Source organism: Paeniglutamicibacter sp. NPDC091659 (assembly GCF_044756805.1).
Taxonomy (GTDB): domain Bacteria; phylum Actinomycetota; class Actinomycetes; order Actinomycetales; family Micrococcaceae; genus Paeniglutamicibacter.
The window spans coordinates 161562-183041 of record NZ_JBIVTO010000002.1; the positions used below are offsets into that span (position 1 = coordinate 161562).

Consider the following 21480-nt stretch of genomic DNA (forward strand, 5'->3'; position numbering starts at 1 on the left):
GGTACTGGGCATAAACAGCGGGCCGCATGCGATCCGGGCGCCTGTCCGCCATGTGACACAATTGTTCAACAAATCACATCAGGCGCGGGCGCGGTGCTATGTTAAACAAATGCATTTCGGACTACTACTACTAAGCCGCCGCGGCGAGACCCAGACAGGACTCTAAGCGTCCTTAGGCCGACCCCTCGCTGCGGAGTCAACCACCGTCCCGGCCCCCTTTCTCACACCACTTAGAAAAGGCCCACTGAAATGCAGAACATGCAAAAGTCCTCCGGAATGCCGATCCACAAGTACGTGCCGTTCCAGGACCAGATCAACATCTCCCTGCCGGACCGCACTTGGCCGGACAAGTACATCACCCAGGCCCCGCGCTGGTGCGCGGTCGACCTCCGTGACGGAAACCAGGCGCTGATCGATCCGATGAGCCCCGAGCGCAAGCACAAGATGTTCGACCTGCTCGTCAAGATGGGCTTCAAGGAAATCGAGGTCGGCTTCCCGTCCGCCTCGCAGACCGACTTCGACTTCGTGCGCCAGCTGATCGAACGCGGCATCCCTGACGACGTCACCATCCAGGTGCTCACCCAGGCCCGCGAACACCTTATCGAGCGCACCTACGAGGCACTCGAGGGCGCCAAGCAGGCCATCGTGCACCTCTACAACTCCACTTCCGTGCTGCAGCGCCGCGTGGTCTTCAACCAGGACCAGGACGGCATCATGGACATCGCGCTGACCGGTGCGCGCCTGTGCAAGAAGTACGAGGAGCAGCTGGTCGGCACCAAGATCACCTACGAATACTCCCCGGAGTCCTTCACCGGGACCGAGCTGGAGTTCGCCAAGCGCATCTCCGACGCCGTGGCCGAGGTCCTCGAAGCCAGCCCCGAAAACAAGATGATCCTGAACCTGCCGGCGACCGTCGAAATGGCAACGCCGAACGTCTACGCCGACTCGATCGAGTGGATGCACCGCAACCTGGCGAACCGCGACTCGATCGTGCTCTCCCTGCACCCGCACAACGACCGCGGCACCGGCGTCGCGGCGGCCGAGCTCGGCTACCTGGCCGGCGCCGACCGCATCGAGGGCTGCCTCTTCGGCAACGGCGAACGCACCGGCAACGTCGACCTGGTCACGCTGGGCATGAACCTGTTCGGCCAGGGCATCGACCCGCAGATCGACTTCTCCGACATGGACGAGATCCGCCGCACCGTCGAGTACTGCAACCAGCTTCCGGTCCCGGAACGCTCCCCGTACGGCGGAGACCTGGTCTTCACCGCCTTCTCCGGCTCCCACCAGGACGCCATCAAGAAGGGCTTCGAGTCCATGGAGGCCGACGCCAAGGCGGCCGGCAAGACCATCGACGAGATCGAGTGGGCCGTTCCGTACCTGCCGGTCGACCCGAAGGACATCGGCCGCTCCTACGAGGCCGTCATCCGCGTGAACTCCCAGTCCGGCAAGGGCGGCGTCGCCTACCTGCTCAAGAGCGAGCACTCGCTGGACCTGCCGCGCCGAGCACAGATCGAATTCTCCGGCGTCATCCAGCGCAAGACCGACGGCGAGGGCGGGGAAATCTCCTCGGCCGCGATCTGGAACGTCTTCCAGGACGAATACCTGCCGGTCACCGAGGGCTCGGACCACGAGCCGTGGGGCCGCTTCAAACTGGGCTCCGCCACCGCCGACACCGCGGAGGACGGCACCTTCGAGCTGACCACCACGCTGGTCATCGACGGCACCCCGCACCGTCGGTCGGCCAGCGGAAACGGCCCGATCAACGCGCTGGTGAACATCCTCTCCGCCGAGGGCGTGGACGTGCGCGTGCTGGACTTCACCGAGCACGCACTCTCCGAGGGCGGCAACGCCGCTGCAGCTGCCTACGTCGAATGCGCCGTCGGTGAACGCGTGCTCTGGGGCGTCGGCGTCGACACAAACACCACCATGTCCTCGCTGAAGGCAGTGGTCTCCGCGGTGAACCGCGCGGTGCGCGACACCAAGTAGGTCCCTTCGGGGTGAGACGGCCGTGGGTCCGGTGCATCGGGTTGATGCACCGGACCCACTGTTTTGTTTGAGATGATGGGTAGCGTGTCACGTACAGGTTTTGCAGCAAAGAGCTACCGCACGCGCGGGATCATCCTGCGCACCCAGAAATTGGGGGAGGCGGACCGCATCATCACGCTGCTGAGCCCCGAGCGCGGCGTGATCCGTGCCGCCGCCAAGGGCGTGCGCCGCACCAGCTCCAAGATGGGCGCGACGCTGGAGCCCTTCATGGAGGTCGACGCCCAGATCGTCGAGGGCAAGTCGCTGCACACCATCATCCAGGCGCAGCTGCGCAACCCCTACGGCCAGGCGCTGGTTGCCGACTACGCCGCCTACACCGCCGCCCACGCCATGGTGGAGACGGCCGAACGGCTCACAGACTCCGAGGCCGAATCCATTGCCCCGCAGTACAGGCTGCTGCACGGCGCCATCGCGGCGCTGGCCCGCGGCGGCCACGAGCCCGGCACCGTGCTCGACTCCTACCTGCTGCGGGCCCTGGCCACCGCAGGCTGGGCCCCGAGCTTCACGCACTGCGTCCGCTGCGGTGCCGTCGGACCGCACCAGGCCATCAACATCCCGCTGGGCGGAGTGGTCTGCCACGATTGCCGCCCCGCCGGATCGCTTTCCCCCTCGCCGCAGACCGTCGAATTGCTGGCGGCGCTGCTGGCAGGGGACTGGGAGACAGTGGATGCAAGCGAGATCGCCTCACGCACCCAGGCCGCCAACATCGTGGGCAGTTACCTGCAGTGGCACCTTGAACGCCTAGTCAAATCCCTCAAACTCGTGGAGAGAAGATGAAGAAGCCCACCAAGATCACCGGGAACCCCGGACGCAGCCACCCGGCACCGCACCCGGCGGGTTTCACCATGCCGCAGATCCCCGCCGAGTTCGTGCCGCAGCACGTTGCGATCGTAATGGACGGCAACGGCCGCTGGGCCAACCAGCGCGGGCTGCCGCGCACCGAGGGGCACCGCGCCGGGGAGGCCGCGCTGCTGGACGTGATGGCGGGCGCCGTCGAGATGGGCATCAAGTACGTTTCCGTCTACGCGTTCTCCACCGAAAACTGGAAGCGCAGCCCAGAGGAGGTGCGCTTCCTCATGGGATTCTCCCGCGACGTGCTGCGCCGACAGCGCAATACCCTGAACGAGTGGGGCGTGAAGATCCGCTGGGCCGGGCGCGAACCCCGGCTCTGGAAGTCAGTGGTCAACGAGCTCAAGGCCGCCGAGGAGCACACGGCCGGCAACGAAACCTGCCAGCTGACCATGTGCGTGAACTACGGAGGCCGGGCCGAGATCGCCGACGCCGTGCAGGCCATCGCCACGGAGGTCCAGGCCGGACGCATGAAGCCGTCCCAGGTCAGCGAAAAGACGGTTGCCAGGTACCTGGACGAACCGGAGCTGCCGGACGTGGACCTGTTCCTGCGCACGAGCGGGGAACAGCGCACGTCGAACTTCATGCTGTGGCAGTCCGCGTACGCGGAAATGGTCTTCATCGACGAGCTCTGGCCGGATGTGAACCGTTCGACGCTGTGGTCGGCCGTGCAGGAATATGCAAGCCGCGACCGCCGCTACGGGGGAGCCGTGGACAAGCCCGCGGCAGGGGCCTAGACCCGCGCGAAGCTATCCGGCGGTCGTTCGTTTCGGCAGGTACCCCGCGGCCCAACGGTCGATTGCCGCGTAGGCGGCCGCGCGCGGAGCCGGCAGGGAAGTGAACACGTCGTGCATCGAACCGTCGATGATGACATTCGTGACCTCCGATCCCAGGCCCAGGCTGCGTTCGCGCACCACCTGCACCTCGATGACCGAGTCGGTGTGCAGCATCGACTCATCGAAGCTTGTGCCGAGGTGGGTTGAACGCGAGGTCAGCACCAGGATCGGGATCCTCACGTCGAGCCCCCGGGCGACCTCCCTGTGCCCTGCCAGGATCGCGGTGATCCACCCGGCCGTGGCAGGGAAGGAAACCGGCGGCCTCCACACCGGGTGCAGGTCCCAGAAACCGTGGGACAGCCGGCTGAGTGACCGCCAATAGTGGTCGAACTCGGGCAGGTGCAGCTTCGCGCGCGGCCTGACCCTGGCGATCGGTTCGAAGACGCCCTGGGTTGCGTACCGCACCAGGTAGCTGCCCTGAGTTTCCAGCCACGGGCTGTTGAGGATCAGCGCGGAGAACGCGTCCGGGTTGCGGTTGGCCCACAGGCTGGCAATGAGGCCTCCGGTGGAGTGCGCGACACAGATGCCGGGCAGGTCTTGGCCTTCCAGTTCGCGGATGGCGGCAAGCGCCGCCGCAAGGTCCGCATCGTATTCCTCGAGGTTGTTGGTGAACCCCGGGTTTTGGTGGTGGGCCCGCATGCTGCGGCCGTACCGACGCAGGTCCAGGGCGTAGAAGGAGTATCCGCGCGAGGCCCAGTAGCCGGCATGCTCCGTGTTGTAGAAGTAGTCGCTCCACCCGTGGATGGCGAGGACAAAGCCGTTGGGCTTGGCCTTCGGGGCCCTGCTGCCGGCGAGGAAGCGACCGATGTCTTCGCGAAGCGGAGCGAACTGGGCGGTGATCCTGCTCAGCCATCCGGTTGGCTCGGTCAGGTGCCGGGGGTGCTCATGGGGCTGGTAGCGAATGAGCGTGGCGCAGAGTTCGCCCTCTTCGTCGGTTCCCATGGGCAGTGTCGTGTAGGAAAAGCCGGCGCCCAGGATATCGGGGAGCCACTGGCCGGGAAGCGTCGTTTCGCAGTAGTCGGGCCAAGTGGCGGTCGGGTCGTAGTCCGGCACTGTGGGGAACCTCGAGGTTTGTGAAGACGCATGCGACATGTGATGAGCATAACCGGGTTGAAGTTGTTTGGATGGAGCGCAAAGGGAAGACTGGAGATTATGCGCATCTATCCCACGATTTTCCGTGTGCTTTTCTCGGGCATGGACCCCGAAAAGGCCCACCACTTTGCCTTTAACGCCATTCGACTTTCCGAAAAGGTCGGGCTTTCGAGCGTCGCCCGCATGATTTGTTCCCCCGATTCTTCCTTGCGCCGCACGGTCATGGGCATCGATTTCCCGTCGCCCTTCGGCCTGGCCGCGGGTTTCGACAAGGAAGGTGCCGGCATCGGCTCCCTTGCCGACCTGGGCTTTGGCCACGTGGAAGTCGGGACGATCACCGGTGCAGCCCAGCCCGGCAACGAGCAACCCCGGCTTTTCCGCCTGATTGAAGACAAAGCAGTCATCAACCGCATGGGCTTCAACAACGATGGCGCCCATGCAGTGGCCCCGCGGACCCGCGCCGCCCGCATGCTGCTGAACCGCCGCTTCGGTGCACACCGCCCGGTGATCGGCATCAACATCGGCAAGACCAAGGTCGTGGAGCTCGAGGACGCTGTGGAGGACTACCTGGTCTCCACCCGCGAACTCGCCCCGCACGCCGACTACCTGGTGGTCAACGTGTCTTCGCCCAACACCCCCGGTTTGCGATTGCTGCAGAGCGTTGAATCGCTGCGTCCATTGCTGAGTGCCGTTGGCGCCGAGGCCGACCGCGTGGCCGGGCGCCATATCCCGCTGCTGGTGAAGATCGCGCCCGACCTGACCGATGAGGACATAGCGGATGTCGCAACCCTGGCCCAGGAGCTGAAGCTCGACGGCATCATCGCGACGAACACCACGATCTCGCGCGACGGATTGACCTCCGACGCGTTCAAGGTTGCCGAGATCGGGGCCGGCGGCTTGAGCGGCGCACCGCTGAAGGAACGCTCGCTCGAGGTCTTGAAGGTGTTGCGCGCCAAGGTGCACGCCAGCATGGCGATCATTTCCGTTGGCGGCGTCACCACCGGCGAAGACGTCATCGAACGCCTGCAGGCGGGCGCGGACCTGGTGCAGGGTTACACCGCTTTCCTCTACGAGGGACCGCTGTGGGCACGCGGCATCAACAAGACCTTGGCCAAGGCCGTTGCCAACGGGGTCAGCCTGCGCAACCAGGCATAGGCCGCCCCGGGCAAGGCGATGGGTCGGTTGGGTTTTCCGCGGGATTTGAGCGGAAAACCCAACCGACCCATTTGTCTATCCGGGCCGCGAGGCCATGAAAAAGGCGTGTGTTGCGCCGCTTCCGGTGCAACACACGCCTTGTGTGGATTATTGAACGCTTGTGCGTTTAGCGCGGATCGTCTCCGCGACGTACCTGGGGCTTGGGCAGGCGCAGCTTGCGGAACTGCATGCCGCGCATGACGCCGTACCAGACGACGCCCCGCTCGACCGAGCCGTAGCGGGCGACAAGGCCCTTCTTCAGTCCGCGGGACATGAAGAACGAGTCGACGACCACGAGGGCGACAAGGGCCCACAGCGCGAAGACGATGTATGCCTGAATCGTCAGGAACGACTGCATCGTCAGCGAGATGATCAGGAAGCCGAAGACGGCGAACATCAGGTACTCGCCGATCATGAAGCGGCGGTCCACGAAATCGCGGGCGAAACGCTTCTGGTCGCCGCGGTCGCGGAGCGCCATGTATCGCTCGTCGCCCGTTTCATTTGCCAGGCGCATGCGGTTCTGCGCTTCGAGGCGCTGGGCGCGCTCTGCTTCACGCGCAAGCTTGCGGTCCGTGGGAACCAATGGCCGCTGGCGGCTTGCTTCCTGGGCATTACGCTTGGGAGTCGGGGCATTTTTGCCGGTGGGCTTGATGGTCTCTTCTGTGGGCGCTTCTACGGAAGCTGCCTGATCTTTCTTGCGTCCAAACACCCATATAGTCTACCCGCGTGTGGCACGCCTCCCTCATCCAGGACACGGCACGGTTGTAGGCTTTCGAGTATGACTACCAAGAACACCGCCGTTTCGACGTCATTCGGTGTGGATCGCGACGCACTGAGCAACCACATCGACAACGACTTCGGACGAATCGTTTCCGAACTGAGCAACCTTGTGGCAATCCCGGGCATCGCCTGGGAGTCGTTCGACGCCACGCAACTGGACCGAAGCGCCGAGGCCGTGGCGCAACTCGTACGCGACGCGGGGATGGAACAGGTCGATATCCTGCGCGTACCCACCGAATCCGGCGCCATGGGCGGCCCGGCCATCGTCGCAAACCGCCCCGCCCGCGACGGCAAGCCGACTATCTTGCTATACGCGCACCACGACGTGCAGCCTCCGGGGGATGAAGCCCTCTGGAACACCAAGCCCTTCGAAGCCACCGAGATCGATGGACGCCTTTTCGGCCGCGGCGCTGCCGACGACAAGGCCGGCATCATGGTCCACATCGCCGCCCTGCGCGCGGTGCTGGCCAAGGTCGAGGAATTCGGCCTCGGCGTCACGTTCTTCCTGGAGGGCGAGGAAGAAGCCGGTTCGCCGAGCTTCCGCAACTTCCTTGAGACCCACCGCGACCGCCTCGAGGCCGACGTGATCGTCGTTGCGGACTCCAGCAACTGGAAGGTCGGCGTCCCGGCACTGACCACGTCGCTGCGTGGCATGGCCGGGGGAGTGGTCGAGGTCCGCGTTTTGGACCATGCCGTGCACTCGGGCATGTTCGGGGGACCGGTCCTCGACGCCCCGACGATCGCCGCCCGCCTGATCTCCACCTTCCACGACGCCGAGGGCAACGTGGCAATCGCCGGACTGGTCGCCAACGAGACCGCCGAGGTTGAATACCCGGAAGCCGACTTCCGCACCGATTCCTCGGTCTTGGATTCGGTTGTTCTTGCCGGCAACGGCAAGATCTCCGACCGCCTGTGGAACAAGCCGGCGCTCTCGATCATCGGGATGGACATTCCGACCGTTGCTGTCTCTTCCAACACGCTGATCCCGTCGACCCGGTTCAAGTTGAGCCTGCGTCTGGCCCCGGGCCAGGATCCGCAAGAGGCCGTGGAAGCGGTCCGGACCCACATCATGGCCCAGGACCTGCGCGGTGCGCAGGTCAGCTTCGAATCCGACGAGGCGGGACAGGCTTTCTCCACCGACACCTCGGCACCTGCCGCGCAGGCAAGCCTCTGGGCCTTGGGCGAGGCGTGGGGCGTGCCGGCCGTGGAAACCGGAATCGGCGGCTCCATCCCGTTCATCTCCGACCTCCTCGAGGTCTTCCCGCAAGCACAGATCCTTGTCACCGGCGTCGAGGATCCCGATTCGCGCGCCCACTCGGCCAACGAGTCGCTTCATTTGGGTGACTTCCGTCATGCAATTTTGGCCGAGGCGATGCTCTTGGCACGCTTGAACAACTACGGGCTCTAAGTCACAAGGGGCGCCGCGACATCCTTTGCGGCGTCGACGTACCATAGAAGATGAGGGGCGACGCTTGAGGCGTGGCCCAAGTTGAGCAGTAAATGGAGGATCAAGCATGACAGCTGCACCCAACGAAACCACCGCCGATGCTACCGAGTTGCCGACCCACGAGGTCAAGCTCTCCGATGTCGCTGCAGACAAGGTCCGTTCACTGCTTGAACAGGAAGGCCGCACCGATCTCCGGTTGCGCGTCGCCGTTCAGCCAGGGGGATGCTCGGGCCTGATCTACCAGCTCTACTTCGACGAGCGACTGCTCGAAGGCGACGCGGTTAACGAGTACGACGGCGTTGAAGTTGTAGTGGACAAGATGAGCGTCCCGTACTTGGCAGGTGCTTCGATTGACTTCGAAGACACCATTGCCAAGCAGGGCTTCACCATCGACAACCCGAGCGCCGGCGGTTCCTGCGCCTGTGGAGATTCTTTCCACTAAGTCGGAACCAAATACACCGCCCACGCGTTGAGACATCTTCACGCGTGGGCGGTGTTTTGGTCGGCATTCGAGCGCCCGAGAGGGTAAGCTCTACGATAAGTAGTAAAACTATGGTTTTCTTCGACCTCATCAGCGTTGATTCACTTGAGTCCGGCGGCTGAGCGTCGAAGACTCATTCAGCACCAACAAAGAGGAAGGGCCGTCTGTGAGTTCGCAAGACCGAACCAGCAGCCGCCGCAAAGGCAGAGCCAAAGTCTTGGCTATTGCTGGCGCTGGCGCGTTGTTGTTGACGGGATGTTCAGCGGAAGCCCAGCGAGGTTGGCTCCCAAACGTCGAACGTGACACCACCAACCACACCAGTATGATCCAGGATCTCTGGGTCAACTCGTGGATTGCAGCGCTTGTCATCGGCATTTTAACGTGGGGCCTGATGCTTTGGTGCATCATCGCTTACCGCCGTCGCAAGGACGATACTGGCTACCCACGCCAGCTCAGCTACAACTTGCCAATCGAAATTTTCTACACGGCCGTGCCGTTGGTCTTGGTCCTGACGTTCTTCACGTTCTCCGACCAGACCGAAAAGACGATCAACACCAAGGTCGACTCCGAGCTCGTCGTGGACGTCCGTGCCAAGCAGTGGGCATGGGACTACAACTACACCTACAAGGGCGTAGAGAAGTACGACGCAACCGTCCAGGCTCACCTCACCGGTAAGCCTGGCGTTGAAGAGACCCTGCCGACCCTGTACCTGCCGGTTGGAAAGAGCGTCACGCTCGAGCTGAACAGCCGTGACGTCATCCACTCGTTCTGGGTACCTGCGTTCCTGCAGAAGCTGGACATGATTCCGGGCAAGACGAACTACATCTACCTCACCCCACAGGTCGAGGGTCAGTTTGACGGCAAGTGCGCAGAACTCTGTGGCGAATACCACTCTGAGATGCTGTTCAACGTCAAGGTAGTTTCCGAGGCCGAATTCCAGGCACAGCTGGCCACCATGAAGGATGGCCACTTGGGCGAGGAATACGATCGCCAGCCGGGCAAGGTCAACCAGGCAGCCGCCCACGGCGCGGAAAAGGAGTAATCCATCGTGACTACTTACGAATACGCAACCGACGGGGCCGCTAGCCTCGCACCGCGCGTGGTTCCGGTTTCCAAGGGACGGATCTTCGTCAACTGGATCACCTCCACCGACCACAAGACCATCGGGTACATGTACCTGATCATGTCGTTCATCTTCTTCTGCATCGGCGGCGTGATGGCTTTGATCATCCGTGCCGAGCTGTTCGAACCGGGTATGCAGATCCTGCAGACCAAGGAACAGTACAACCAGCTGTTTACAATGCACGGCACGATCATGCTGCTCATGTTTGCAACCCCGCTCTTCGCGGGCTTCGCAAACGTCATGATGCCGCTCCAGATCGGCGCACCGGACGTGGCCTTCCCACGCCTGAACGCACTGGCCTTCTGGTTCTTCTCCTTTGGCTCGATCATCGCGCTGTCCGGTTACCTGACCCCGCAGGGCGCAGCCTCCTTCGGCTGGTTCGCCTACGCACCGCTGTCGAACACCACCTTCAGCCCCGGCGTGGGTGGCGACCTCTGGGTCTTCGGCCTGGCGCTGTCGGGCTTCGGCACCATTCTCGGCGCCGTCAACTTCATCACCACGATCATCTGCCTGCGTGCACCGGGCATGACCATGTGGCGTATGTCGATCTTCACCTGGAACACGCTGATCACCGCGATCCTGGTCCTGATGGCATTCCCGCCGCTGGCAGCCGCACTGTTCGCACTGGGCGCTGACCGACGGTTCGGGGCGCACGTCTTTGATCCGGAAGCAGGCGGGCCGGTTCTCTGGCAGCACCTGTTCTGGTTCTTCGGACACCCCGAGGTTTACATCATCGCGCTGCCGTTCTTCGGCATCGTCTCGGAAATCTTCCCGGTCTTCAGCCGCAAGCCGATCTTCGGCTACAAGGGCCTGATCTTCGCAACCATCTCCATCGCGGCACTGTCCGTGGCGGTTTGGGCGCACCACATGTACGTCACCGGCTCTGTCATGCTTCCGTTCTTCGGCTTCATGACCATGCTGATCGCCGTACCTACCGGTGTGAAGTTCTTCAACTGGATCGGGACCCTCTGGCGCGGATCGATCACCTTCGAAACCCCGATGCTCTGGAGCCTCGGATTCATGGTGACCTTCCTCTTCGGCGGCCTGACCGGCATCATCCTTTCGGCTCCGCCGCTGGACTTCCACGTTTCGGACACCTACTTCGTGGTTGCACACTTCCACTACGTGGTCTTCGGCACCGTCGTGTTCGCAATGTTCGCCGGATTCTACTTCTGGTGGCCAAAGTGGACCGGCAAGATGCTCAACGAGCGCCTTGGCAAGATCCACTTCTGGCTCCTGTTCATCGGCTTCCACGGCACCTTCCTCATCCAGCACTGGCTGGGTGTCATGGGCATGCCGCGTCGTTACGCCGACTACATGCCTGAAGATGGTTTCACCACCATGAACCAGTTCTCGACGATCTTCTCCTTCATCCTGGGCATGTCCATGATTCCGTTCTTCTGGAACGTATGGACCACCCACCGCAAGGGCAAGAAGATTCTCGTGGATGATCCGTGGGGCTTCGGTGCGTCGCTGGAATGGGCAACCTCTTGCCCGCCGCCGCGCCACAACTTCCACTCCATCCCGCGTATTCGCTCCGAACGCCCGGCTCTTGACCTGCACCACCCGGAACTGAGCGCACGCTCGACCCCGGATAACGCAGTGGCAAAGATCTTCGGCCCGGCTGACCAGAAGGATAAGTAGAGATGAAAGTTGAGTCCTGGCTCTTCCTCGGTGGTATCTTCTTCTTCACCCCCGTAGGAATCGTTTACGGCATCATGGTCGACTGGAAGGAACCTGTCGGTTTCCTCAGTTTGTTCATGCTCTCCGGTCTGTCGATGATGATCGGTTGGTACTTGTTGCACACCGCTCGTCGCGTGGGCGCACGCCCCGAAGACCGCGTTGACGGCGACATCCACGAGAACGCCGGCACCATCGGCCTCTTCTCCCCGTGGAGCTGGTGGCCGTTGTTCCTCGGTTTCGGTGCCGCTACCGGCTTCGCCGGCCTTGCACTGGGCTGGTGGGTACTGTACATCGGTGCAGGCCTCGCCGTAATCGGCTTGGTCGGTTGGGTTTACGAGTACAGCCGCGGTGCCCACGCCCACTAATCCGGGTGTGTTCTAACCGCAGTTTTTGAAGAGTCGGTGTTTCCCCGTAAGGGGGGAACACCGACTCTTTGCGCTTAACCCCGCTTTCATGCGCGAGAATTAATGCAGGCAGTTCCTGGGCCTCAACAAATGGAGTAGACGTGAAACCCTATGCGCCACAGCCGCCGGTTCTCGGTGCCATCGACGACGGCTCACCCCTTGGCAAATACCGGCAGATCCGTGAAATCCTGCGCACCCATGCCAAGACGGTGTGCCAACCCGGTTTCAAGCTCCCGCCCGAACGCGAGCTGGCCGCCTCGCTTGGCGTGGCCCGGAAGACGCTGCGGCAGGCCATCGATTCATTGGTTGAAGACCAGGTCCTCAAGCGCGTCGTGGGTGTGGGCACCTTTGTTGCGCACCCGAAGGTCGACCTGCAGGTGCGCCTGAACTCCTACAGCGAGGAGATGATCAGGCGCGGCATGGTCCCCGACGCCCATGTGCTGCGTTTCGACGAGGTCCCGGCCACCGGAAGCCTCTCTCGGCACATGCAGATCGACGAGGGAGCACCCGTCATACGCTTCAGGCGCCTGCTGTTGGCCGACGGCAAACCCATGAGCCTTGACGAGAACTTCATGCCCAGCGACCTGGTGCCAGGCTTCCTCAACGACCCGCCGCCGATTTCGCTCTACCAGTCATTGCATGAGCGCTACGGACTCGTCCTTGAATGGGGAGAGGACCAGATCGAAAGCACGGCGGCCACCGCGGCGAACGCCGATCTGCTCCAAGTCGAGATCGGGTTCCCGTTGCTGAAGATCACCAGGTACGCCTTCGTGGGGGATGGGCTCGTCGACTACTCGGTCTCGCTCTACCGCTCGGACCGCTACAAGCTATTCGTGCCGCTGCAGCGCCAGGGAAGCCGCACACCGCGCTACACCACCCTGTAGCCGCACAAAGCGCTTAGGAGGCCGTCCAGGCGGTAGTGGACACACGCGGCAAGCTGCTCGTGAACCGACTGGTCCGGGATTCCGCGAATTCCATGTCGGACCGTAAGGCATCTGGCGACTAATCGTGCCCGTACTCAAGTCCTCGACTACATGGCGCAAGGCTTCCAAGGGATGGTGCCCGGCGCGTGCCAGTGGTTTAGCCATCGAGCCCGATCGTTGTCCAACTGTTGGATGGATACGCTGACATGTCCAGAAGTTGGGCGATAGCGTTGCGTTCGTCTTCGCACCTCCACTGGAGCGGGCGGGTTGCAGCCGCAATCCTGGCAGCAGCGCTTGTCGCTCAACCGGTGCTGGTGCTGGCGGCAGCAGAGGGTAGGTAACGCGGAACGAAGTGCCGGCTATGGTCCAGAACAGGGCTTCCGTCCGCCGTGCAGGTTGGCCCGGTGCCGTCCTCTGGGCGCTTCTGGTCGCGACATCCATTGTCCTGATGGCCATTGGTTTGTGGAGGTCGATGTTTATTTTGGGATACTTCCCCGTGCCGGGTCTCGAGGAGGACGCCCGCGTCGGCAACCTGTACATACTTGGCGGCTCCTCGGCCTCACCACCGGCGGCCTCCTGGTCACTCCTGCGAGGCCATCCGCATTGGGTTACGGCTTGGGTGGCTGCGCCTGCCGTCTTGATTGGGGGAGTTGCCCTTTTGCTGCCGTACAGCATGCTACGGCAGCTCGCTGCCCTCATTGCACTGCCGGGCGCGGCGGCGGGAATGATCGGCGGACTCATTGACCGGGGCTTCCGTCTACCTCGGTATCGGTGAGCGACTAGTTCACGGTCGCTCGAGCCCAGGACAAGATTTTTGGCTGCCGATTTGATGCGGCCATTGGCTCCATGGACCTCAAGCATGCTTTCGACGACCTCGACTACCTGCGCTGCGATGTAATCCCCGCGGCCTTGACGGGCATGGGGCGCAGTGCTGACATCTGTGGGTTTCACACAAACAACTACCGGACCGTGTTCGTCGGCGAAATGCGACGGAGATCTCTGCGCTGCGATTCAACTGGAGTCCGTTCGTGTTGAGGTGTGTCTGCACAGCAGCTCGCGGCGATCCGAAGGGGGAGGACGGACGCATAGGCACCCGGCGGTGGTGCTGCGGGGGATCCCTCCTCCGGGGATTGGGCGACGGTTTCCATCACGAGCCACACCGACCCGGTTCCAGGCCGGAGAACGTGTCACATGCAGCGCCCGACTTTGCCGGGCGCTGCATGTGAAGTGGATCAGTCTTTGTCGCCCGTTGCCGAAAAGAGGCCCGCGATTAAGTAGGCGCCGGCGGCCGTGGATGCGTAGCCGATCAGCAATGCGGTGATGGCCAATCCGCGGTCGCGTTCCCGGGTGGGCTTGATCTGGTGCAGCGCTATGTGCCCCAAGACGACCCCTGTCAGGCCGATGACGAACGATGCGGCCAGCGCGGCGATGGCAAGCGGGTTGGTCTTGTCAGGTCCGGATCCGTAGCCGCGAGGCTGCGGATCCGGTGCCGGGTACCGAGGAGTGATCATCTGGGAATCCTTTCCGTGTCCTCTTCCGTGGGTTCGCTCCGGCGGCAGAAGCCGAGCGGCTATCAACAGATGCATCGTCCGGTGGCCCGGTGTATCTGGGGAGGGCTGGAGAACCGGTGGTTCTGGATTTTGTGCATCTCGTCGCGGTCCTGTCCGGGCGGCTGCACGAGAACTCTACGCGGTGTTTGCAGCGTCCATGCCCCGAACCGCGCCTCACGATCCGCAGCAACAGGCCGTTGTCGTGCCTTTCGGTTTCTCCCACCACTGCAGAGTGTGCCAGCGATGCCGCATTGGGCATAGCTTGGCCCCGAGGATGGCGGCGATCGGCCACTCCGCCGAACAGCCCGATCGCCGTGCCCGGGGGAGTGAGCACGGATCTGCCGTTAAACGGCTGTGGGGCCCGTCCGAAGACGGGCCCCACAGCTTGGGCTGGTTCCTGGTGGAACCTAGTGACCGATCGAATCCTGTTCGGATCCTTCGATCTCTGCATGTCCATGTGCAGCCTTGGCGGCTGCCAACTCGGACGGAGTCACCGGAGCGACACGATCCTCGAAGAAGAACCTAGACAGTGCGCCACGGCGCTTCTCCTTGGCGGAGATGTGGCCTGCTGCGTCCGGCTGAGCCGGAATGACCTTGCGGTCTTCGAAGGTGGCCAGGTGGTACTGCTGGTACACGTCGAGTTCTTCGTGCTTCTCCGAGAAGCCGCCTTCCGGCGACATCTCGATGATGCCCGCTTCACGACCGTGCAGGACGATCTCGCGGTCCTTGCGCTGCAGCGACAATGCGATGCGGCGGGCAAGGATGAAGCCGAGGATCGGGCCAACGATGAACAGCGTGCGCAACCAGTACGTCACGTCGTTCAACGACACGTGGAAGTGCGTTGCGATCAAGTCCGAGGAAGCCGCAGCCCACATCACGCAGTAGGAAACGACGCCTGCAACACCGACGGCCGTACGGAACGGTGCGTTGCGCGGGCGATCCAACAGGTGGTGTTCGCGGTTGTCCTTGGTGAGCCAGCGTTCGATCCACGGCCAGGTGAACATCAAGGTGAAGATGATGCCGGCCGGAACCAGTGCCGGAAGCAGCACGTTCAACACCAGGGTGTTGGTGCCCCAGGGGAACGGGATGTTCCACTCGAAGGAGAAGTTGCCAAGCACGCCCGGCATCAGGCGCAACGCGCCGTCAACCCAACCGATGTACCAGTCAGGCTGGGTGCCTGCGGAAACCGGCGACGGGTCGTACGGTCCGTAGTTCCAGATCGGGTTGATCGTGAAGAAGCCCGAGATGAAGGCTACGATGCCGAAGACGATGAAGAAGAAGCCGCCGGCCTTCGCTGCGTAAACCGGACCAACCGGGAAGCCTACGACGTTGTCGTTGGTGCGGCCCGGGCCGGGGTACTGGGTGTGCTTGTGCACGATGACCATGAACAGGTGCAGGCCGACCATCAGAAGGATGATGGCAGGCACGATCATGATGTGCAGCGAGTAAAGACGCGGAATGACAGCAGTACCCGGGAATTCCCCACCGAAGAGGAAGAACGAGATGTACGTGCCGACAACCGGGATCGACTTCATGACGCCGTCGATGATGCGCAGGCCGTTGCCGGAGAGCAGGTCATCGGGGAGCGAGTAGCCGGTGAAGCCCGCAGCCATCGCCAGGATGAGCAGCACGCCGCCAACAACCCAGTTCAGTTCGCGCGGCTTGCGGAAAGCGCCGGTGAAGAACACGCGGAGCATGTGGACCGACACGGCCGCAACGAAGAGCAGTGCGGACCAGTGGTGGACCTGGCGCATGAACAGACCGCCGCGGATGTCGAAGGAGATATCCAACGACGACGCGTATGCGGCGGACATGCCAATGCCCTTGAGCGGGTTGTACGAACCGTCGTAGATGACGTGGGTCATCGACGGGTCGAAGAAGAACGTCAGGAACGTTCCCGAGATGAGCAGCAGTACGAAGGTGTACAACGCCACCTCGCCAAACATGAAGGACCAGTGGTCGGGGAAGATCTTGCGACCGAACTCCTTGACCATGGCCGAGCCGCCGGTGCGCTCGTCAACGAAGTTGGCGATGCGACCCGTGGCGGTCTTCGGGGTGTATTCAGTAGTGGTGCTCATGGATTAGCCACGCTCCCAGTAGCTCGGTCCAACAGGCTCGTGGAAGTCGCTTTGGGCGACCAGGAAGCCGTTGGAGTCAACCGTGATTGGCAGCTGTGGCAGCGGACGACCGGCCGGACCGAAGACAACCTTGCACTCGCGGGTGAGGTCGAAGGTCGACTGGTGGCACGGGCACAGCAGGTGGTGCGTCTGCTGCTCGTAAAGAGCAACCGGGCAACCCACGTGGGTGCAGATCTTCGAGTAGGCGACGATGCCGTCTACGTGCCAGTTCTCGCGGCCGGGGGAGATGGTCATCTTCGCCGGGTCCAGGCGCATCAGCAGTACAACTGCCTTGGCCTTTTCGTTCAGCGGATCCTCGGACTCGTTCAAGCCCTCGGGGATGACGTGGAAGACCGAACCGATCTGAACGTCGGAAGCCTTGATCGGGGTGCCGGACGGGTCGCGGGTGAGGCGAACGTCCTTTTCCCACATGGTGTGACGCAGCTGTTCGATCAGCTGGCCTGCGGTCTTGCCCGAACCCTCAAGGTCGCGGAACATGAAGATCGCCGGAACCGGAGCCAAAGCGATGGCACCGATCAGGGTGTTGCGAATCAACGGGCGGCGCTTGATGCCGGTTTCTTCGATGACCTGGTTGATGATGTCTTCGGCGTCCTGGCGATCCGCTTCGGGGCGGATCTCGTGGCGCATTTCCGAGACTTCGTGGTCCGGCATCAGGGTCTTGGCCCAGTGGACGATGCCGATACCGATGCCGAGCATTGCAAATGTGGTGCCAAGGCCGAGCATCGAGTTCTGGACGCGGATTTCCGAGAGGGTTTCCGGACGTCCGAGAACGAAGTAAGCAATGAAGAACGACAGCGTTCCGATGATGGAGATGATAAAGAGCAGCGCTACCTGACGCTCTGCTCGCTTCTCTGCTCGCGGGTCGGTATCTGCCAAGCGCTTCCGATGCGGCGGAAGGCCGGGATCCTGGAACTTATCCAGGGTTCCCGTGCCAGCCTTAGCAACGGTGCCCGAATCGTCCGGACTGCCGTGACTATGGTCGCCCATGTTGTCTCTCATCCTTTTCTCAAGATTCATTAGTACGTAGTGATTTCGACGGGGTTAGCCGTCTGCGGCCTTAAGAAGGACGCGAAGTGAGCCAGATGGTGAAGGCGATGATGATGCCCAAACCAGCGGTCCAGATGAAGAGACCTTCAGATACCGGACCCAGCGAACCGAGCCTTGCTCCGCCGGGCGAACCCTGGGAATCGATTTCCTTCAGGAAGGTGATGACGTTGCGCTTCTCTTCGGGGGTGATGTTGGAGTCGTTGAAGACAGGCATGTTCTGCGGGCCGGTGATCATGGCCTCGTAGATGTGCTTTTCCGAAACTCCAGCCAAGGAAGGAGCGAACTTTCCGCGCGTAAGAGCACCACCCGCTGCGGCGGCGTTGTGACACATTGCGCAGTTCACGCGGAATACGGTGCCGCCTTCGGCGGAGTTGCCCTTGGAAGTATCAAGGACTTCCTCGGAGGGGATGGATGGTCCGGCACCCAAGCTCGCAACGAATGCGGCGAGCTGAGAAATCTGTTCGTCATCGAACTGCACCGGCTTGATCGGAGCCTGGGGGCCCTGCATCTGCATCGGCATACGGCCGGTACCGACCTGGAAGTCGACTGCAGCGGCGCCAACACCAATCAGCGAAGGACCGTCTGCGGATCCTTCGGCATTCAAGCCGTGGCAGGTGGCACAGTTGGCGACGAAGAGCTTGTTGCCTTGTTCGATGTCGCTAGCGGTGTATCCAGTGGCTGCCTTAGCCTCGTTGACGCTGCCGGCGGCCACATACAGGCCTCCGGTGATGAGCAGGCCCATCAAAAGCAGCGCGACGGCGGCGAGTGGATGGCGGCGCCTTTGCGAAAGAGCCTTCACTTGCTGGTTCCTCACTTATTTCTTAGAACTGGGAGTTGCCGTAAGTAGGCAACTTTTGGAGTGCGCTACTTCAGGAAGTAGATGATGATGAACAGGGCGATCCACACGACGTCGACGAAGTGCCAGTAGTAGGACACCACAATCGCACCGGTTGCTTCGTAGTGACCGAACTTACGCGCAATGAGTGCGCGACCGATGATCAGCAAGAAGGCGATGAGGCCGCCGGCCACGTGCAAGCCGTGGAAGCCGGTGGTCATGTAGAAGACAGAGCCGTATGCGTTGGAGTTCAACGCAATGCCGTGAGCAACCAGTTCGGTGTACTCGTAGGCCTGAACGGAAACAAAGATGGCACCGAGAATGAAGGTCAGGACGAACCATTCGACCATTCCCCATTCCTTCAAGTTGAACAGTCCGCCGGTGCGGCGAGGCTTAAGATCCTCGGCACGGAAGACACCCAACTGGCAGGAGAATGAGCTCGAGACCAGGATGATCGTGTTGATAAGTGCGAACGGAACGTTGAGTTTCGCGGTTTCGGTCGCCCACATTTCCGGCGATGCAGCGCGGAGTGTGAAGTACATGGCGAATAGCGCGGCAAAGAACATGAGCTCGCTGGATAGCCAGACGACAGTTCCTACCGACACCATGTTGGGACGGTTCGGCGCAGGATGCGCCGGGGCATTTAGGGCATGAGTCGCAGTTGTCACAGAGCCATTATGTCTATAAAAGTGCCTCTGACACCAATGCATTGCCCCCCGCGTGGCGCGAATTTTGGGCACTTCACGCCTACAACCGCGGAAACACGCGGGATTAACATTTCAGACTTTCTACGATTCGTAGATAACCTAGAGGCGTGTCAACGATTCGAGCGCAGCAAAAGTTCCCCACATGGCCAACAATTCTCTCGAGCCTGATCGCCGGCGGCGACCTGGATCGGGACCAAGCGTATTGGGCCATGGGCGAGGTGATGACGGGCAACGCCACCGATTCCCAGGTGGCTGGCTTCCTTGTCGCGCTCCGTTCCAAGGGCGAAACCGTCGACGAGCTAACCGGGCTCGTGGAGGCAATGCTGGCCAATGCGAGGCCGCTCACAATAGAGGGTGACCGACTAGACATCGTTGGAACCGGCGGTGACAGGCAAAACACGGTGAACATCTCCACCATGGCCTCTCTGGTGTGCGCCGGGGCCGGTGCCAAGATCGTTAAACACGGAAACCGGGCCGCGTCATCTTCCGCGGGCTCGGCGGACGTGCTTGAGGCCCTCGGCGTGCGGCTTGATATGCCTATCGACCGGCTCGAGGACGTCCTTGATGCGGCCAACATCACTTTCTGCTTCGCCCAGGTGTTCCACCCTTCCATGCGCAATGCCGCGGTGCCCCGTCGGGAGTTGGGCGTGCCGACGGCATTCAACTTCATGGGTCCGCTGACCAATCCCTCCCAGCCAACGGCATCCGCCATCGGCTGCTCCGACTTGCGCATGGCTCCGCTCATGGCCGGCGTACTGGCCGCCCGTGGCGTTCGCGCGTTGGTGTTCCGCGGGGAGGACGGCTTGGACGAGTTCACCACGACTGCACCGAACCGTGTCTGGGAGGTTCGTGACGGCAAGGTCACCGAATCACTCTTTGACGCCCAGGACATCGGGATGGCCCGTGCCACCTTGGACGATTTGCGCGGGGGAGACTCCGCACACAACGCACAGGTGGTTCGCGAGATCCTCGACGGAGCCCGCGGGCCGATCCGCGACGCGGTGGTGCTCAATGCGGCCGCCGGCCTGGTGGCGCTGGACGCATCGGCCGACGGCACCCTGCAGGAACGGCTCACGGCGGCAAAGGCGAGGGCCGAGGATGCGATTGATTCCGGAGCGGCCAAGCGCGCGCTTGAAGCATGGATCGCGGCGACCGCTTAGTTCCTGAGCCGCCAATCCAAGATATTGATCCGTGGCACGCCTGCCCCCATGGGGCGCAAGGCGTGCCACGGCTGTTTCTGGAGCCTTGGGCATTGAACGCAGCCGGAGGGTGCAGATCCGGCTGCAAGGGCTCAGGAGGCGCTGTAGGGCCGTTCGGCGGACGGCAGCGATCGCATGCGCACTCAGGGATATGGCTTAAAGCAAGCGGGTGGCTTGTTGCCGATCGGAGTTGATCGACGACAAGCCACCCGCCGGGATGCTGCTGAGGTTTTGGGGCCGAGACTTACTCGAGTCCGAGCGAGAAGGCGGCATCGAGGTCGTGGCTCGAGTATGCCCTGAAAGCTATGTGGGTCTGTGTGCCCTTGATTCCTGGGACCTTCGAGAGTCGGTTGGCAATGACTTCGGCCAGGTCCTCATGGTGACGCACTCGCGCGATGGCAATGAGATCCCAGTCGCCGGCCACCGAGTAGACCTCGGAAATGCCCTCGATGTCTGAGATCTTTTCTGCGCACTCGGGAATGCTGTCAGAAGCTGTTTGGATCATCACGAATGCAGTGACCACGGTGTTACCTCCAGTAATTGAATGGGTGTCAGTCCGAAGCCTAGGCAGAGCCTAGTTCAGGACTTGGCGGAGCGCACACTGCGGCGCGCAATAAGAGTGGTGATGACCCGTCGACCCATCAAGAAAACGCCGAGAACGATAGTGGCGACGATGATGAAGGGAACCGCGGCGGTGCCGCCAAAGAGCACACGGAACGCCAGCCCCAGTGCGACCGTGCCGATCCAAACAAGGACGCCGGTGGGCCAGAGGCGCGAATGGTTGATCCATGGACGCGAGAGCAGGCTCAGAAGCGTCAGCGCGATAAGAAAGGGGGCCGCGGTTTGCAGGACGCCGAGCACGGTCAATGAGTGCTCATGTGATTGTCGCCCGCTTAGGGCAAAGAGCAGGACTAGAACCACGTCGATCGCGAAATAGGCGATCCAGGTCTTGCGAGAGGTCATATAGCTATTCTACGGGCAGTGGTATCTGGTGCCAGACGGCGCCTTCGGGAACGCTTCCGGCTTTGCGCCCCATCGGGCACTCGGCGAGCGCTGGATCTTGAATTTGATTCGTCTTTCTCCATTGGTCCGGTTGACCGTGCCGCTTGCTTCCGGGAAATTGCCGGCCGTCTAAGTGTTCTT

Annotated in this window: 20 protein-coding genes; 11 read left to right on the forward strand and 9 right to left on the reverse strand. The window is 62.3% G+C overall.

The window, feature by feature from the left end; genetic code table 11:
- Nucleotides 1-249 precede the first annotated feature (249 nt).
- From leuA to ACIQLF_RS05630, 3 genes are all read left to right on the forward strand, one after another.
- Complete coding sequence (leuA, locus tag ACIQLF_RS05620) at nucleotides 250-1989, forward strand: 2-isopropylmalate synthase (protein WP_400295425.1); 1740 nt, start codon at nucleotides 250-252, stop codon at nucleotides 1987-1989.
- An 84-nt stretch (nucleotides 1990-2073) separates the two neighbouring features.
- A complete protein-coding gene (gene recO, locus ACIQLF_RS05625; RefSeq protein ID WP_400295427.1) occupies nucleotides 2074-2826 on the forward strand; it encodes a DNA repair protein RecO in 753 nt (250 codons plus the stop codon).
- On the forward strand, nucleotides 2823-3635 hold the full coding sequence (locus tag ACIQLF_RS05630; RefSeq protein ID WP_400295430.1) for an isoprenyl transferase: 813 nt from the start codon (nucleotides 2823-2825) through the stop codon (nucleotides 3633-3635). Before recO ends, ACIQLF_RS05630 begins: the two co-directional genes overlap by 4 nt.
- 12 nt (nucleotides 3636-3647) lie before the next feature.
- On the opposite strand, the gene ACIQLF_RS05635 is transcribed toward ACIQLF_RS05630, so the two are convergent.
- The gene (locus ACIQLF_RS05635; protein ID WP_400295433.1) at nucleotides 3648-4826 is read right to left on the reverse strand and encodes an alpha/beta hydrolase; all 1179 of its coding nucleotides are present in this window, start codon (nucleotides 4824-4826) and stop codon (nucleotides 3648-3650) included.
- Between the two features lie 60 nt (nucleotides 4827-4886).
- On the opposite strand from ACIQLF_RS05635, the gene ACIQLF_RS05640 reads away from it, so the two are divergent.
- Nucleotides 4887-5981, forward strand: a complete 1095-nt coding sequence (locus ACIQLF_RS05640; protein WP_400295436.1) for a quinone-dependent dihydroorotate dehydrogenase — start codon at nucleotides 4887-4889, stop codon at nucleotides 5979-5981.
- A 166-nt stretch (nucleotides 5982-6147) separates the two neighbouring features.
- On the opposite strand, the gene ACIQLF_RS05645 is transcribed toward ACIQLF_RS05640, so the two are convergent.
- Nucleotides 6148-6729, reverse strand: coding sequence for a DUF3043 domain-containing protein (locus ACIQLF_RS05645; protein ID WP_400295439.1), 582 nt, complete (start codon nucleotides 6727-6729; stop codon nucleotides 6148-6150).
- Nucleotides 6730-6798: 69 nt separating this feature from the next.
- On the opposite strand from ACIQLF_RS05645, the gene ACIQLF_RS05650 reads away from it, so the two are divergent.
- The 6 genes from ACIQLF_RS05650 (at nucleotide 6799) to ACIQLF_RS05675 (ending at nucleotide 12822) form a co-directional block, all read left to right on the forward strand.
- The gene (locus ACIQLF_RS05650) at nucleotides 6799-8208 is read left to right on the forward strand and encodes a dipeptidase (protein WP_400295442.1); all 1410 of its coding nucleotides are present in this window, start codon (nucleotides 6799-6801) and stop codon (nucleotides 8206-8208) included.
- Between the two features lie 106 nt (nucleotides 8209-8314).
- The gene (locus tag ACIQLF_RS05655) at nucleotides 8315-8689 is read left to right on the forward strand and encodes an iron-sulfur cluster assembly accessory protein (RefSeq protein WP_209997008.1); all 375 of its coding nucleotides are present in this window, start codon (nucleotides 8315-8317) and stop codon (nucleotides 8687-8689) included.
- A 205-nt stretch (nucleotides 8690-8894) separates the two neighbouring features.
- Nucleotides 8895-9770, forward strand: coding sequence for a cytochrome c oxidase subunit II (gene coxB, locus ACIQLF_RS05660; protein WP_400295446.1), 876 nt, complete (start codon nucleotides 8895-8897; stop codon nucleotides 9768-9770).
- Between the two features lie 6 nt (nucleotides 9771-9776).
- The gene (ctaD, locus tag ACIQLF_RS05665; protein ID WP_400295449.1) at nucleotides 9777-11495 is read left to right on the forward strand and encodes a cytochrome c oxidase subunit I; all 1719 of its coding nucleotides are present in this window, start codon (nucleotides 9777-9779) and stop codon (nucleotides 11493-11495) included.
- Between the two features lie 2 nt (nucleotides 11496-11497).
- Nucleotides 11498-11899, forward strand: coding sequence for a cytochrome c oxidase subunit 4 (locus tag ACIQLF_RS05670; protein WP_400295452.1), 402 nt, complete (start codon nucleotides 11498-11500; stop codon nucleotides 11897-11899).
- Nucleotides 11900-12039: 140 nt separating this feature from the next.
- Complete coding sequence (locus tag ACIQLF_RS05675) at nucleotides 12040-12822, forward strand: GntR family transcriptional regulator (RefSeq protein WP_400295455.1); 783 nt, start codon at nucleotides 12040-12042, stop codon at nucleotides 12820-12822.
- A 1271-nt stretch (nucleotides 12823-14093) separates the two neighbouring features.
- On the opposite strand, the gene ACIQLF_RS05680 is transcribed toward ACIQLF_RS05675, so the two are convergent.
- The 5 genes from ACIQLF_RS05680 to ACIQLF_RS05700 all read right to left on the reverse strand — a co-directional run bounded on the left by ACIQLF_RS05680 (nucleotide 14094) and on the right by ACIQLF_RS05700 (nucleotide 19099).
- Nucleotides 14094-14372 (reverse strand): DUF4190 domain-containing protein, encoded by a 279-nt coding sequence (locus ACIQLF_RS05680; RefSeq protein WP_400295458.1) that lies wholly within the window; start codon nucleotides 14370-14372, stop codon nucleotides 14094-14096.
- Nucleotides 14373-14818: 446 nt separating this feature from the next.
- Nucleotides 14819-16489 carry a cytochrome bc complex cytochrome b subunit gene (locus tag ACIQLF_RS05685; protein WP_400295461.1) on the reverse strand — a complete coding sequence of 557 codons (1671 nt, stop codon included), beginning with the start codon at nucleotides 16487-16489 and terminating at the stop codon, nucleotides 14819-14821.
- A 3-nt stretch (nucleotides 16490-16492) separates the two neighbouring features.
- Nucleotides 16493-17536 carry a Rieske 2Fe-2S domain-containing protein gene (locus tag ACIQLF_RS05690; RefSeq protein ID WP_400295463.1) on the reverse strand — a complete coding sequence of 348 codons (1044 nt, stop codon included), beginning with the start codon at nucleotides 17534-17536 and terminating at the stop codon, nucleotides 16493-16495.
- Between the two features lie 70 nt (nucleotides 17537-17606).
- Nucleotides 17607-18395, reverse strand: a complete 789-nt coding sequence (locus tag ACIQLF_RS05695) for a cytochrome c (protein WP_400295466.1) — start codon at nucleotides 18393-18395, stop codon at nucleotides 17607-17609.
- A 65-nt stretch (nucleotides 18396-18460) separates the two neighbouring features.
- A complete protein-coding gene (locus ACIQLF_RS05700) occupies nucleotides 18461-19099 on the reverse strand; it encodes a heme-copper oxidase subunit III (protein WP_377738798.1) in 639 nt (212 codons plus the stop codon).
- A 146-nt stretch (nucleotides 19100-19245) separates the two neighbouring features.
- Here ACIQLF_RS05700 and trpD point away from each other — a divergent pair, with 146 nt between their 5' ends.
- Complete coding sequence (gene trpD, locus ACIQLF_RS05705) at nucleotides 19246-20298, forward strand: anthranilate phosphoribosyltransferase (RefSeq protein WP_400295469.1); 1053 nt, start codon at nucleotides 19246-19248, stop codon at nucleotides 20296-20298.
- A 283-nt stretch (nucleotides 20299-20581) separates the two neighbouring features.
- Here the strand turns inward: trpD and ACIQLF_RS05710 are convergent, their stop codons facing one another.
- Both ACIQLF_RS05710 and ACIQLF_RS05715 read right to left on the reverse strand, forming a co-directional pair.
- Nucleotides 20582-20860 carry an Lrp/AsnC ligand binding domain-containing protein gene (locus ACIQLF_RS05710; protein ID WP_209996998.1) on the reverse strand — a complete coding sequence of 93 codons (279 nt, stop codon included), beginning with the start codon at nucleotides 20858-20860 and terminating at the stop codon, nucleotides 20582-20584.
- A gap of 56 nt (nucleotides 20861-20916) precedes the next feature.
- On the reverse strand, nucleotides 20917-21300 hold the full coding sequence (locus tag ACIQLF_RS05715) for a DUF3054 domain-containing protein (protein ID WP_400295472.1): 384 nt from the start codon (nucleotides 21298-21300) through the stop codon (nucleotides 20917-20919).
- Nucleotides 21301-21480: the final 180 nt, after the last annotated feature.